Origin of the sequence: Kitasatospora sp. NPDC058444 (assembly GCF_042721415.1) — a bacterium.
Lineage (GTDB): Bacteria > Actinomycetota > Actinomycetes > Streptomycetales > Streptomycetaceae > Kitasatospora.
In genome coordinates, this window is the sequence record NZ_JBHXLL010000017.1 from 1 (window position 1) to 13,055 (window position 13,055).

Consider the following 13,055-nt stretch of genomic DNA (forward strand, 5'->3'; position numbering starts at 1 on the left):
TGTACCGGGTTCCCCTTCAGCGTGACCTGAGCCATGAAAAGCCTCCTACCGGCGGTGTACGGGATGCGACGCCGTTGATCCTACTGCCCGCCCGGCGCCTGTCGGGGGGTGGCTGCCGGACCGGCGACGGCTCGGCCGTCACCCGGTGTGTGTGGACAGGGGTGTGCGGGATGTGTCCGTTCGCGCTGCGGGGCAGGGGTTGTGCGGTGGAGGCCTCTCGTCCCCCTGCCCTGCCCTGCTCTGCTCGGCCTTGCTCGGCCCGTCCAGTCCAGTCCGGCCTGGTCCGGCTTGTCCGGTCGGGATGGGCGGTCAGGTGTGGGTGGCGGTGGGGATGGTGAAGGGCACTCCGGTGAGGTCTTGGGAGACGTCCCAGAGTCGTTCTCCTACTGCTCGGTCGAGCGCGTGGGCTGCGGGGGCGGTGCGTGCGGGTTGTCCGCGGAGTTCGGCGATGCCGTGGGGTGCGTAGAGTTCGCCGCTCTGTGCGTCGGGGGCGGTGGCGGCGTGGAGTTGGGGCAGGGCGCCGTAGGCGGGGGTTTGGGCGAGGGGACGCAGGAGGTGGCCGTAGAGGAGGCGGACGGGGCCGACCGCGGCGGTGTGGGGGAGGTGGGTGGCGGCGTAGCCGGGGTGGGCGAGGAGGCTCCGGACGGGGTTGTGGGCGGCGGTGAGGCGGCGGTGGAGTTCGAGGGCGAAGACGGCGTTTGCGAGCTTGGACTGGTTGTAGTGGCGCATGGGCGAGTAGTCGTGGCGGCCGGTGAGGTTGTCGAAGTCGATGCGGGCGCGGCGGTGGTTGGCGGAGGTGACGGTGACGACGCGGGGGTCGTGGGCGTGGGTGAGGAGGTCGATGAGGTGGGCGGTGAGGGCGAAGTGGCCGAGGTGGTTGACGGCGAACTGCAGTTCGTGGCCGTGGGGGGTGAGGGTGTGTGGGGGTGCCATGACGCCGGCGTTGTTGATGAGGACGTCGGGGTGGGGGCCGTGGTCGCGGAGGTGTTGGGCGAAGGCGTGGATGGAGTGGGGGTCGGCGAGGTCGAGGTGGCGGACGTCCAGTCGGGCGTCGGGTTGGTGGGTCTTGAGGTGGGCGGTGGTGCGGTGGCCTTTGGCTTCGTCGCGGACGGCGAGGACGACGTGGGCGCCGCGGCGGGCGAGGGCGGCGGTGGTGGCCAGGCCGAGGCCGCTGGTGGCACCGGTGACGACGAAGACCCGTCCGTTGAGGTCGGGTTGGGGTTGGTCGGGGGTGCGGTTGCGCGGTGTCATGTGGCTCACGCTGCCCTTGATGTCACCAAGTGTCAAGAGTGGCGTTTGGTAGCGAGTATGGCGTGGGGCCTAGGATGGGGTGGTGACTTCCCGACCCGCCGCCTCCTTGGCCCAGCGCAAGCGCCAGCTCGTCGCCGATGAACTGACCCGGGCGGCGCTGGACCTTCTGGCGGACGGCGGGTTCGACGCCGTCACGGTGGACGAGATCGCCGCTGCGGCGGGTGTGTCGAAGCGGACGTTCTTCCGCTACTTCGCGTCCAAGGAGGACGTGGTCGTCCAGTTCCTGGCCACGCTCGGCGCGGTGATGTGCGAGGAGCTGGCCGCCCGCCCGGTGGGGGAGGCGCCCTCGCTCGCGCTGCGGCACGCGGTGTGGCGGTGCGTCGAGGACTGCGCCGGGCACGAGGAGCGGGCCCGCAAGGTGGTGCGGCTGGTCCTGTCGACCCCGGCCCTGCTCGCCCGTTTCCTGGAGCGCCAGGCGCAGTGGCGTGACGGGCTCGCCGAGCGGCTCGCCGAGCGCCTGGGGATGGATGCCGGGAGTGAGCTGTATCCGCGGCTGGCCGCGGACATGGCGCTGGCGGCGTTCCACACGGTCCTGCAGCGCTGGAGCACCGCCGACACGGACGCCGGCGCGGGCGCGGGGGGTGGTGCGGTGGACATCGCGGTGCTGACGGAGAACTGTTTCGCCGTCATCGCCCCGGCTCTGGACGCCGTCGTGCGCACCCCCGCCCCGCACGGGGCCCCCACCCAGGCCTGAACCCGCCCTGCTTCGGATCCGCTGTGTCCCGTGTCACGTGTCCTGTGGCTGTCGGGGCTGCGGGTCCGGGGACGGGTGGGTGGTGTGTGCGGGGGGTGGGGGTGGAGGTGCGCGGTGGGGGGCGCTTACGATGCGGTGCATGGAGACCACGGCGGAACTCGTCCACCTGGAGCGGACGTTGCTCGATTTCGGGGACTTCGGCTTCGAGGGGCAGCGGCACGCTTTCCGGTGGGTCGACATCAAGCGCTTCGCGCTGGCCGCGGAGGCGCGCGACCGGGACGTGCTGGCCGCGCTGATCGCGCACCCGCAGTTCCGGGACACCTACGACGGGGCCGGGCCCCTGGACCGGCCGCGGCACGGCCAGTGGTGGCTGGAACGGATCACCCCCGACGCCTACACGTCCGTGTCGGCGCCCGCGGCGGTGGATCTCGTCGAGGCGTGGACGCTGCAGCACGGCCCCGTCCCGCCCGCGCTGCGCGCACGGCTGGAACGGGAGGTCCACGCCCCGCTGCTCCGGGCCGACGCCCGCTACCTGCTCGTGCATCCTCCCGAGGACGCCCGCCACGACTACGGCCCCGTCCACACCGACTTCCACGAGCTCGTCCTCATCGACCGGGCCGCGGCCGTCGTCTCCCTGCTGGTCGCCGCCGACGACTGACCCACCGTCAGTCCATCCGGCCCCGGCCCCCGGCCTCGCCAACCGCCGCGCGCGGCCCCGGCCCCCGCGCGCGTGTGGGGTGTCCGCATACGGCGCTCACCCCGTCGCGTGCGCGGGCGGACCCGCGGGACGCGACGGGGTGAGCGGGACGCCGGCCGTCACCGCGGGGGTGCGGCCGCCGGGCCGGCGGGCTCGGCAGGGGCGGTCAGTTGAACACCAGGATGTCGGTGCGCATCGGCAGCGGGCTGTTCCAGCCGATGCTGATCTTGAAGGTCACCACGCCGTTGCCCGGGGCGATGCTCGACACCTGGAACGGCGCGGCACCGACGAACCGGTTCCCGTTGGAGTCGATCTCGGAGGCCGTGATGACGACCGTCGAGTCGATCCCGATGACGTTCCACGAGATCTGCAGGTTGAACGTCCCGTTGCCCGGGCTCCACGTCACCCAGCCCCGCCACACGGCGCCGACGTTGCCGCCGATGTCCGCGAGGTGCTGCTCCTGACCGGCGGACTGCAGACTGCCCGTGATCTGCGGGACCTGGGAGGCGGTGGGTTCGTTTGCGGTCATGACGGTTCTCCTCGCGCCGGGAGGGCCCCATGAGCCCTCCGGATACCCAGAGTGTCCGCTGCTTCGCACAGCGTCACAATCACTCGTGGGAGTGAACCACCGGCGCGTCACCGCGCCACCCGCGCGGCCACGCCCTAAAGTCGCGCGCCACCCGGCGCGCACCGGCCCCGCCCGCCACCCCGACCGGCGCGTCCGGGGCGGGGGATCGGTGCGGGGCCTGTCCTGGTTCGCCTTGACACCTCGGATCGTATCCAGAATATTAGATGCGTCCGGTGCGGTGTCGGATCGTCGGTGAGGAGGGTGTGCGGTGGACCTGGATCCGCTGGCCGTGCACAAGGCGCTCGCCAACCCGGCGCGCGCGGACTTCCTGCGCTGGCTCAAGACCCCCGAGCGCTACTTCGACGAGGCGTACTACCGCGAGCGCGGTGTCGGCTTCCACATCGGCGTGTGTGTCACCGACATCCGGGAACGTTCGGGACTGGCCCAGTCGGTGGTCTCCGGCTACCTCCAGATCCTGCGCGAGGCCGGGCTGCTGGAGTCCGAACGCGTCGGCAAGTGGACCTTCTACCGGCGCAACGAGGAGACCATCGCCGCCTTCGCCGCGTACGTGCGCGACGAACTCTGACCGGCGCGCACCCGCCTGCCGCACCGCCCGTCCACCCATCGACACCCCTGCGTGCGGGGGCGCCCCGGCGCCCCCTTTTCTTCGGCCCATACATATCCAACTATCTAGATTTGTGTATCCAATGGAGGTCGTCGTGCCCCGCACCGCTCCCACCCGAAACACCCTGGCCGTCCCGGTCCTGGCCCTGGGCGTGTTCGGCATCATCACCACCGAGATGGGCGTCGTCGGCGTCCTGCCCGCCCTGGCCGAACGCCTGCACGTGGCCCCCGCCACCGCCGGATGGCTCGTCGGATCCTTCGCCCTCACCGTTGCCGTCACCGGGCCCGCCGGCGTCCTGCTCGCCTCCCGCCTGCGCCGGAAAACCGTCCTGGCCACGGCGCTCGCCGTCTTCGCCGCCTCCAACGCGCTCTACGCGCTCAGCGACCGCTTCCCCCTCGTCCTCGCGCTGCGGATCCTTCCCGCGCTGTTCCACCCCGTCTTCTTCGCCCTCGCCCTCACCGCCGCCACCCGCCTCGCCCCGCCCGCCAAGGCCGCACGCGCCGCCACCACCGTCTTCGCCGGTGTCAGCGCCGGCTTCGCGTTCGGCGTCCCCCTCACCTCCTACCTCGCCGACCACCTCTCACTGCCCGCCGCGTTCTGGAGCGCCGCCGCCCTCAACCTTCTCGCCTGCGCCGGCGTCCTCGCCTTCTTCCCCGACCTTCCCGACACCGAACGCCCCACCTACAGGGGGCAGTTGGGCATCCTGCGCCGGGGCCGGCTGTGGCTGGCCGTCGCCGCCGTCACCCTGGTGTTCGCCGCGATGTTCAGCGGCTACGGTTACATCGCCGAGTACCTGCAGAACGTCACGGGCCTCGACACCTCCCTCACCGGCCCCGCCCTGATGGCCTTCGGCGTCGTCATGACCGCCGGCAACCCCGCCTTCGGCCGCCTGCTGGAACGCGCCCCCGTGCGCACCGCCACCGCGTACCCGCTCCTCTACCTCGCCCTCTACCTCCTCCTCGACGCCGCCGGCCCCCACCCGGCACTCATGCTCGCCACCGTCCTGATCTGGGGCGCCGTCCACTCCGGCGGCCTGGCCGTCACCCAGGCCTGGCTCGCCCGCGACGCCACCGACGCCCCCGAGTTCGGCAACAGCCTCTTCATCTCCTTCTCCAATCTCGGCATCACCCTCGGCACCACCCTCGGCGGAACCGTCGTCGCCACCACCGGCCCCCGCCACCTGCCCCTGGTCGGCGCCGCCCTCGCCGCAGCCGCCCTCACCGCCGTCCTCCTGCGCCGCCGCCTCGACCCCGATAAGCCCCAGCCCCAGCCCCAGCCCCTGCCCCAGCAGGACCGGCCGGACCAGTCCCACCCCGCCCCCGCGTCCACGCCCCTCGCCCCCTGACCCGCCGTCGGCCCCCACCGCCCTCAACGTCGCCGTCTTCCTCGGGATCCCCCCTTGACCACCGGGCTTCCCAGGCGCGGCATCGGCGAGCAGAAGCCCGGCAGCGAGCGCTACGAGGCGAAGGCGCTGCCGCGGATCGGCCCCTGCGCCCTGTACGGCCTGCTGCGGCCTGCTGTTCACGATCGTGGTCGTCTTCGCCCTGCCCGGGAAGAAGACCACCTCGCAGCCGCTGGACGTCACCCGGATCGCGCTGCCGCTGCCGGCCCGCTTCGCGTTCATGTGGTTCGGCACCCTCGCCCGGCACGGGAAGTCCGCCCCGGCGAGCTGACCGGCCGCCCCACAGCATCGGGCCCGGCTGCGGCGGGAGGATCCCGCCGCAGCCGGGCCCGGGCGTTCGCTCAGGTCTCCTGCGTGGCGGTGTCGTACCGATTCCGGTCGGGGCCGACCGCCGGCACGGCCCGGGTCGAGCCGAGCGTCGCGTGCTGTTCGATCGTCATTGTTGAGGTGGGACGCCGTCCTGCTGGCAGTACCGCTGGCAGTCCCGCTGGCCGTCCCGCGCCGGGCGGCCAGGCGCCTTGCGCCCGCTGTTCCCCGGCGGGTGGTCAGGCGTAGCGGTCGAACAGGGCCTGCAGGTAGTCCTCCAGGCGCCCGGTCAGTACGGCGGGTGTCAGGTCGGTGCGGCCCAGTTCGCGCCAGGGCTCGGCGACTTTCTGCGCGTCGGGGGCGAAAGCGAGGGCGTCCAGCAGCCGCCAGTACAGGTGCGCGCGGCCCGTCGCGAGTTCGCGGCCGCCGGCGGCGGTGTAGCGGTCGGCGAAGGCCAGGCCCGCCTCGGGGCCGTGCAGCAGGGCCAGGGCGGTGGCGCAGTGGGCGACGTCCAGGTCGGCCGGGCCCCAGGAAGTCTCCACCCAGTCGACCAGGCCGGTCACCGCCAGGCCGGTGCCCGTGCCGGTGAACAGCACGTTGCCGGGGTGGAAGTCGCGGTGCAGGAAGCACCCGCGGTACGCGGGCACCTCGCCGCCGATGACCTCCACGGCCCGTTCCCACAGCCCCCTGCGGGCGGTGTCCTCGGGCACCGCGACCCGGTCGGGGGCCGTCCACGCCTGCCAGGCGCGCGGCCGGTCCTCCTCGTCGATGTGCAGGGCGTGCACGGCGGCCAGCTGCGCGGCCAGCAGGCCGGCGCGCGCGGCGGCGTCGCCGTCCTCGGCCAGGCGCACACGGCCGGGCAGGTGGGTCATCACCAGCGACGGGTGCTCGCACACCGCCCCCGTCGCGTCCACCGCGACCAGCCGCGCCGCCGGGACACAGCTGCCCTCCAGCAAGCGCAGCACCGCCGCCTCGCGGGCCAGCAGCCCCGGCGCGTGGCGGCGGTAGAACGGCTTGACGAAGGAACGCAGCACCAGCGCGTACGGCGTGAACGGGCCATCGCCGCCGGGGCGTTCGACGTCCAGGCGGCGCATCTGTGACGTCCACCCGCCCTTGAGCGCGTTCACCGCGATGATGCGCTCACCGGGTGCGAGATGCCCCTCCACCCACCGGCGCGTGCCGCCCCACCCCTGGCCCAGGTCCCCACTGTCGATCACGGACGGCAAGCCTACGCCCCGCCCCCGGGCCCGCTTGCCCCGCCCTGTGCCGGCAGCCGTCGAGGTTCGGCGGCGCAGGTGTGCCCGGGATCGGTGGACGCCTGCGCCGTGTCCGTGCGTTCACCACCGTGGGTCTGGTCGGCGGGATCGCCGGCCCCCGACACCGGGGCGTGCTGCCTGGGGCCTCCGCACTGTTGCCGAGGCCTGCGGCTGCCTCCGGGTTGCCCGCCCGGGTCTGGGTCGGCGTGCCCGTCCTCCCTGCCGGCGGCCGGCCCGCCCCCACACCCCCGCGCGCCTCACGCGCCCCGTATGGTGGGGGTGTGCGCGGCTTCCGCGTCGGCGGCGGCTACCACCGCCGTCAAGAGACCCGGGAACCGTTGTTCCAGTTCCTCGCTGCGTAGCGCGTTCATCTTGGTGGTGCCGACGTAGTACTGGCGTAGCAGCCCCGCCTCGCGTAGGACGCTGAAGTGGTGGCTGGAGGTCGATCGTCCTACCGGGAGGTCAAAGGAACCGCAGCTCAGATCGGCTCCCGAGTGCGCGAGTGTGCGCACCACCGTCCTGCGGGCCGGATCAGCGAGCGCCTCCAGTACCTGCTGGACGCTCACGTCCTCCACGCCAGGGTGCACGATCACCCGCGCCGCCACGCGTGCCCGTCCCACACCCACCACCCCTTCCCAACACTCGACCCCCGTCTGTTCGATGGCCAAAGACCGCGCTGTGGGCGCGACTTCACGTACACGACGCTACTATGCCCGACCCGGCCGCCACGCTCACCGCAACACCTGCACAACACGCCCCCGCGCCCCGGGAACAGACACCGCGCCAGGCCGTGTGGTAATGGCGGGACTGTGGTGGTAGGGGGTGGTCGGGTGCCGGGACGTGGAAGGACGGGGCGGGCCGGGGGACAGGTATCCCGGCGGCCCGCTCACACGGCAGGGCGGGCCCGGGCGGACGGCCGGGCAGGTGTGCCCGCGCCCCGGGCGGTCCCGGGGCGCGGGCGTCGTCGCCCGCCCCACGTCGGCGGGCGTGGTGGCGGATGGGTGTCCCGTCGGGGGAGTGGCGGGGCGGTGGGACGTGGGGGCGGGGCGAGGAAGTGGAAGGGGGGAGGGCCTGGTGTTCAGGTGGCCCGTGCCGTGCCGGGGCCGGGCGGGCCGGCGCCAGGGGTTCGAAGATGCTGATCAGTATCGGGTTCACCGCCCATGCCGCCACCGCTGTCGGGGCCGGCGTGAAAGGGGTGCGCGGCAGGGTGAGGTACACCCGCCGCCGCCACGGGCCGCTGCCACGGGCATGGCCGCGTCGCCCCCTGCCTGAGTCGGGGCCGGGGCCCACCAGGCCGCGTGGGTGGGGGTGGAAGGAAGGCCCCGTCGTCCCCATCGTGCAGGTGTCGTCGTCGCCCGCCTCCCGGTGCGCCGGCCCCCGGGTACGCCGGTCCTCGTGCGTCGATGCCTGGTGTGTGGCTTCGGGAATCCTCTGCTGCCTGTGCGGGTTGCAGTCGGCAGCCCGCGAGCGGATCCCTGGTCCGCACCCGGGGGTGGGAACCGATGGACGGTCACAGGAGGGGGCACGTATGAGGATCGGTGATATCGAGGTCCTGGCGGTCATGGACGGGACGGGTACCGAGAAGGCCGCCGGCATCCTCACCCGTCCCGGCATCGACGATCCGTGGGCCTGCCACCGGCACCACCACGAGCCGGATGGCACCCTGTCCCTGCCGTTGGGCGGTTTCCTGGTCCGCAGCCGTGAGCGCATCGTCCTCGTCGATGCCGGCGTCGGCCCTCACGACGACGGTACCTACCGTGGGGGCGCGCTCCTGGAGTCGCTCGCCGTCCACGGCCTCGCCCCTGCCGACATCACCGACGTCGTCTTCACCCACTTGCACTTCGACCATGTCGGCTGGGCCTCGGTCGACGGCCGGCCCGTCTTCCCGCACGCCACCTACCGGGCCCACCGGGCCGACTGGCAGCACTTCGTCACCGGACCCGCCGCGACTCCCGAGGCCGTTGCCAAACTCACTCCCGTCGAGGAGCAACTCGAGCTGTTCGACACCGACTTCACCCTCGCCCCCGGCATCGACGCCCTCCACCAGCCCGGCCATACCCCCGGCACCACCGTCTACGTCCTGTCCTCCGGCGGCCGGCGGGCCCTGCTCCTCGGCGACGTCGTCCACTCCGTCGTCCAGTTCACCGAACGCGACTGGCAGGTCATCTGGGACGTCGACCCCGCCGCCGCCTCCGCCGTGCGCAACCGCATCGCCGACCAGGCCGCCGACACCGACACCCTCCTCACCGCCGCCCACTTCCCCGGCATGCGCTTCGGCCGCATCCTCGCCACCGATGGCCCCCGCCGCTTCGTCGCCGTCTGAACCCCCTCAGCCGCTCTGGTGCGCCCGGCCCGCCGGAGGCTAGCTGGGCCGCCAACTCCTCGTATTCGCCCTCCTGTTGGGTGTGTGTTTGGGCTGCGTCGTTGCTGTCGGCGGTTGCCGTCGCTCTCTGAATCTGGCCCCCGGGCCCTGGTGTGTTTGGTTGATGCCGGTACGGGTCCGGGCGGTTCGGGTCGTGGGGCTTGCCGTGGGGTTCGGGGGTGTTCACACTGGGCTGACCTGTGGGGGGAGGGGGCGTCGTGTGGGTGGTACTGGTGCTCTTGGCGGGGCCGGCGGTGGGTCTGGCCGTGGTGTGGGTGGGTTGCTGGCGGGCGTTGCGTGAGCTGGGCCGGGCCGAACGGCTCGCGGCGGGCGGGGACTTCGACCTCGACCCGGAGGAACTCGCCTGTCTGGCCGGGAATCTGGCGGAGCTGTGGCTGGTGGAGATGTACGACAGGGGCGGGATTGTCGCCTCCCGCTCGGGGGATGTCACGCTGACCACGGCGGCTGGAGACGGGGCCGAAGACGCGGCCGGGGCCGGGGGCGGGTTCGAGGCGGTGGTCGTGCGCGTGCTCGGGCCCACCCGCACCGGCGACTTCGGGACGCTGGTCGCGGCGGTGGAGCGGTCGCGGGAGGCGAAGGCGTTGCGCGGGCGGTTGGCGGCCTCGGGCCTGGTCGACGACGAGGTGCTGGTGGAGCGGGTGTGCAGGGCTGCCGGGTGGATGTCGGTGGTGCTGGTGGCGGTGGGTGTGGCGGGTGTGGCGGCTGTGGTGTGGACGTTGGTGCGGCACGGGGACTGGTTGGTGCCGGTGGTGGGGTTCGCCGTGTTGTTCGCGGTCGCGTGGTGGGTCGGTCGCCGGGTGCAGCCGCCCGTACGCACGGTGGGTTCCCTCACCGTGCTCGGCTCCCGTGTGCTCGCCGATGCGCGGGAGGCCGAGCACCGCGGGCCGGGGCCGGCGTCGGTGGCCCTGGGCGGGTTGTCGGTGCTGCCGGTCGGCCACGATCTGCAGGTCTGCCGGGAAGCGTCCCGCGCCCGCGCGAGCGCCCTGATCCGTGCCCGGGTCGCCGCGGCGGCGAAGCGCACCACCGCCTCCCAGGGCGGTGGCGGTGGCGGCGGCAGTGGCGGTGTGGGTTTGGGCGGGGGCTGTGGCGGGGCGAGTTGCGGGGGAGGCTGCGGCGGGGGCTGCGGCGGCGGTCTCTAGCCCGGGCGCGGCCCGGTTCCCAGCATGTCGTGGACACCGGCCCGGATGGCGGCGCTTACGCGTCCCGCTCGCCGGGGAGGCCGGGCGGGGCCCGAGGCCCCGGGGTGTCACCCGCGCCCGGCGCCCGCGCCTGCCCGCGTCCGCGGGCGCGAGTGGGGGGCGCGCGGGACACTGGGCGGCGCCGGATGTTTGATGCTGCATGAGGGAGTTGTGATGGTGCAGGTAGCCGTGGTCACCTTCGACGGGTTCAACGAGCTCGACAGTTTCATCGCTTCGGCGTTGATCAACCGCTGCCGTGGGGACGGGCTGGAGGCGTTCATCACGACGCCGGCGCCGACGGTGACGTCGATGAACGGGGTGGAGGTCGGCGGGCAGCGGCCGCTCGGGTTCGCGGCCGAGGCTGATGTCGTGCTGATCGGCAGCGGGGTGCGGACGCGGGACGTGGTCGCGGACAGCCCGTTGCTGGCCCGGTTGTCGCTAGACCCGGCGCGGCAGTTGATCGGTTCGCAGTGTTCCGGGGCGCTGGTGCTGGCCCATCTCGGTCTGCTGGGCGCGATGCCGGTCTGTACGGATCTGACGAGTCGCCCGTTCGTCGAGGCGCGGGGTGTGAGGGTGCTGGACGCGCCCTTCCACGCCGAGGGGAACATCGCCACGGCGGGCGGCTGTCTGGCCTCCCAGTACCTCGCGACCTGGGTGATCACCCGCACCCTCGGCGAGGACGCTGCGCGTGCCGTCCTCGACTACGTGGCGCCGGTCGGTGAGAACGGGGAGACCGCCGATCGGGCCCTGCGCGCCGCCGGCGGCGGGGGACGGCCGGTGTCGGTGTCGGCGTAGGGCCGGTAGGGGTCGTCGAACAGCTCGCCCGCCGCCGTGTCGTCGGCCGGCCGCTCGCCCTCCCGCACCGCGACGCTGCCCGCGGTACCGGTTTCCCCCTGATGGTCGTCAGGGTGCCGCCGCTCCCGGGGAGTTGGGCGCGTCCTGGGGTGTGGGGTGGGCCCGGGCGCGTCCGGGCGGGGGTGCCTGGCCGCATGGATGCCGACGACCCGACCCCGGTCCATCTCGATCACGTGATGGACGGGCTGGGGGTGAATCCCGCTCTGCCCGCTCCCGCCGTGCGGCCGCTGTTCGCCTGGCGGGACGGCTTCGGGAAGGTGGCCGGCCGCGCGGATCTCACCGAGGACATGATCGAGGAGATCATCGCGACCGACGACCGGTGGCTCCTGCACGGCCTGGCCCGCAACGACCGGCTGCCGGAGCGCTCGCGCCTGCGCCTGGCCGCCCACCCGGACGAGGGCGTACGGGCCGCGCTCGCCACCCGCGCCGCGAGCGCGCCGCGGCGGATGCTGGAACTGCTCGTCGACGATCCCGACGTGACGGTCCGCGAACACCTGGCCCAGGTCGACGGCCTGGCGCCCGACCTGGGGGTCCGCCTCGCCGCCGACCCCGAGCCGCAGGTGCGCGCCGCGCTGGCCCAGCACTGGACGTAGGCACCCGAGGCGGTACGCCGGGCCCTGCTCACCGATCCCGAGCCGCGGGTGCGCGCCGCCGCCTGCTCCGCCTGGGTCGCACGCCCGCCGCATCCGGTGCCGCCCGCGGATCTGCTGCCGGCGCTGCTGGCGGATCCGGTGACCCGGGCCGCAGCGGTGGTCCACGCGGTCCTGGACGCGGACACCGCCCGGCGGTTGGCCGAGGATCCGGACAGTGACGTGCGCGCCGCGCTCGCCCGTCACCGCGATCTGCCGCCCCGCTGCGCGAGGCCCTGGCCACCGACCCGGTCCTGCGCGTGCGGGTGAAGGTCTTCGCCCGGCCCGACACACCGGACCACACGCGCGCACGAATCCACGCCTCGGTCCACGAGCACGCGCGGTCGACGCCCGAGCCGGACCCCGACGCCGGCGACGAGGCGCTCCTGCAGTGGCTCGAGAACACCTTCGCCCCCACTGAGCTACGGACCCTGCACCTGGACTGGGTGACCGAAGACCCCCTGCCGTACATCGACTCGCCCTACGCCGCCTTCCGCCTCTCCGCGGCCGCGAGCAAGTCCCTGCCCGCCGACGCGGTGGCCCGACTGCTGGCCGACGAGGAGGAGATCGTCCGCCTCACCATGGCCCGCACCGCCCCGCACCTGGTCGACCCGGCGAGGGCCGAGGACATCGAGCGCCGCTACAGCGGACGCGGCAAGTTCACCCGTTGGTGGGACAGGAAGCCCGTCCTGACGCTTCCCCCGCAGGCCCTGCGCCGATTCGCCACCGACCCCGCGCCCCGGCTGCGCTCCCTCGCACCCCGCGACCCGGACCTGCCCGCCGGCCTCGCCGAGCGGCTCGCCGCGGACCCCGAGGAGCGCGTGCGCCGCGCGGTCGCCGCCCACCGCAACCTTCCCCTCCCGGCCCTGTTCCGCCTCCTCGCCGACCCCTGCGAACACGTCGCCCACGCCGCTGCCGCCTCCCCGTTCCTGCCCGCCGGGCACATGGAGCGGCTGCTGACCCGGGCGGGCCTGTAGGGGCGGCCCTCCCGCGACCGCCCCCGCCCCCGCCGGACTCCGCCCCCGCCGGGCCGCCCGCGACGGCTTCCGGGCCGGGCGGGGGAGTGGGAAGTCGGCGAGTCCGACTTCCCACTCAGCGGCTGAAGCAGGCCTGCCGGCCGTCGAACGCGTCCCCAAGGCCGCGCGCCCGCC

The 13,055-nt window shown here is 73.8% G+C and carries 13 protein-coding genes and 1 pseudogene; 10 read left to right on the top strand and 4 right to left on the bottom strand.

The window, feature by feature from the left end:
• Positions 1-309: 309 nt before the first annotated feature.
• Entirely contained in the window at positions 310-1,251 is a 942-nt protein-coding gene (locus tag ACFWP2_RS19120) for an oxidoreductase (RefSeq protein ID WP_380452751.1), read from the bottom strand.
• Positions 1,252-1,333: 82 nt separating this feature from the next.
• Here ACFWP2_RS19120 and ACFWP2_RS19125 point away from each other — a divergent pair, with 82 nt between their 5' ends.
• Both ACFWP2_RS19125 and ACFWP2_RS19130 read left to right on the top strand, forming a co-directional pair.
• On the top strand, positions 1,334-2,005 hold the full coding sequence (locus ACFWP2_RS19125; RefSeq protein WP_380452753.1) for a TetR family transcriptional regulator: 672 nt from the start codon (positions 1,334-1,336) through the stop codon (positions 2,003-2,005).
• A gap of 139 nt (positions 2,006-2,144) precedes the next feature.
• Positions 2,145-2,663, top strand: coding sequence for a hypothetical protein (locus ACFWP2_RS19130; RefSeq protein WP_380452755.1), 519 nt, complete (start codon positions 2,145-2,147; stop codon positions 2,661-2,663).
• A 205-nt stretch (positions 2,664-2,868) separates the two neighbouring features.
• Here the strand turns inward: ACFWP2_RS19130 and ACFWP2_RS19135 are convergent, their stop codons facing one another.
• Complete coding sequence (locus ACFWP2_RS19135) at positions 2,869-3,231, bottom strand: hypothetical protein (protein WP_380452757.1); 363 nt, start codon at positions 3,229-3,231, stop codon at positions 2,869-2,871.
• Between the two features lie 307 nt (positions 3,232-3,538).
• Here ACFWP2_RS19135 and ACFWP2_RS19140 point away from each other — a divergent pair, with 307 nt between their 5' ends.
• The 3 genes and pseudogenes from ACFWP2_RS19140 to ACFWP2_RS19150 form a co-directional block, all read left to right on the top strand.
• Positions 3,539-3,856, top strand: a complete 318-nt coding sequence (locus ACFWP2_RS19140) for a helix-turn-helix transcriptional regulator (RefSeq protein ID WP_360355966.1) — start codon at positions 3,539-3,541, stop codon at positions 3,854-3,856.
• Between the two features lie 133 nt (positions 3,857-3,989).
• Positions 3,990-5,240: an MFS transporter gene (locus tag ACFWP2_RS19145; protein ID WP_380452759.1), complete on the top strand. Its 1,251-nt coding sequence runs from the start codon at positions 3,990-3,992 to the stop codon at positions 5,238-5,240.
• A 19-nt stretch (positions 5,241-5,259) separates the two neighbouring features.
• Positions 5,260-5,532 (top strand): annotated as a pseudogene (locus ACFWP2_RS19150) (arsenical-resistance protein); the annotation flags it as partial.
• A 310-nt stretch (positions 5,533-5,842) separates the two neighbouring features.
• Here the strand turns inward: ACFWP2_RS19150 and ACFWP2_RS19155 are convergent.
• Both ACFWP2_RS19155 and ACFWP2_RS19160 read right to left on the bottom strand, forming a co-directional pair.
• Positions 5,843-6,817 carry a phosphotransferase family protein gene (locus ACFWP2_RS19155; protein WP_380453038.1) on the bottom strand — a complete coding sequence of 325 codons (975 nt, stop codon included), beginning with the start codon at positions 6,815-6,817 and terminating at the stop codon, positions 5,843-5,845.
• 299 nt (positions 6,818-7,116) lie between these two features.
• Entirely contained in the window at positions 7,117-7,527 is a 411-nt protein-coding gene (locus ACFWP2_RS19160; protein WP_380452761.1) for an ArsR/SmtB family transcription factor, read from the bottom strand.
• Between the two features lie 860 nt (positions 7,528-8,387).
• Between ACFWP2_RS19160 and ACFWP2_RS19165 the strand changes: the two genes are divergently transcribed.
• The 5 genes from ACFWP2_RS19165 (at position 8,388) to ACFWP2_RS19185 (ending at position 12,881) form a co-directional block, all read left to right on the top strand.
• A complete protein-coding gene (locus ACFWP2_RS19165; protein WP_380452763.1) occupies positions 8,388-9,182 on the top strand; it encodes an MBL fold metallo-hydrolase in 795 nt (264 codons plus the stop codon).
• 257 nt (positions 9,183-9,439) lie between these two features.
• Complete coding sequence (locus tag ACFWP2_RS19170; protein WP_380452765.1) at positions 9,440-10,381, top strand: TIGR04222 domain-containing membrane protein; 942 nt, start codon at positions 9,440-9,442, stop codon at positions 10,379-10,381.
• 213 nt (positions 10,382-10,594) lie between these two features.
• Positions 10,595-11,215: an AraC family transcriptional regulator gene (locus ACFWP2_RS19175; RefSeq protein ID WP_380453040.1), complete on the top strand. Its 621-nt coding sequence runs from the start codon at positions 10,595-10,597 to the stop codon at positions 11,213-11,215.
• Between the two features lie 194 nt (positions 11,216-11,409).
• Positions 11,410-11,868 carry a hypothetical protein gene (locus ACFWP2_RS19180; RefSeq protein WP_380452767.1) on the top strand — a complete coding sequence of 153 codons (459 nt, stop codon included), beginning with the start codon at positions 11,410-11,412 and terminating at the stop codon, positions 11,866-11,868.
• A gap of 296 nt (positions 11,869-12,164) precedes the next feature.
• Positions 12,165-12,881, top strand: coding sequence for a hypothetical protein (locus ACFWP2_RS19185; RefSeq protein WP_380452769.1), 717 nt, complete (start codon positions 12,165-12,167; stop codon positions 12,879-12,881).
• Positions 12,882-13,055: the final 174 nt, after the last annotated feature.

Excerpts from the sequence above, each read along its gene's own strand:
- ACFWP2_RS19120 (WP_380452751.1), bottom strand. The coding sequence starts at position 1,251 with ATGACACCGCGCAACCGCACCCCCGACCAACCCCAACCCGACCTCAAC.
- ACFWP2_RS19130 (WP_380452755.1), top strand. The coding sequence starts at position 2,145 with ATGGAGACCACGGCGGAACTCGTCCACCTGGAGCGGACGTTGCTCGAT.
- ACFWP2_RS19135 (WP_380452757.1), bottom strand. The coding sequence starts at position 3,231 with ATGACCGCAAACGAACCCACCGCCTCCCAGGTCCCGCAGATCACGGGC.
- ACFWP2_RS19165 (WP_380452763.1), top strand. The coding sequence starts at position 8,388 with ATGAGGATCGGTGATATCGAGGTCCTGGCGGTCATGGACGGGACGGGT.
- ACFWP2_RS19175 (WP_380453040.1), top strand. The coding sequence starts at position 10,595 with ATGGTGCAGGTAGCCGTGGTCACCTTCGACGGGTTCAACGAGCTCGAC.
- ACFWP2_RS19180 (WP_380452767.1), top strand. The coding sequence starts at position 11,410 with ATGGATGCCGACGACCCGACCCCGGTCCATCTCGATCACGTGATGGAC.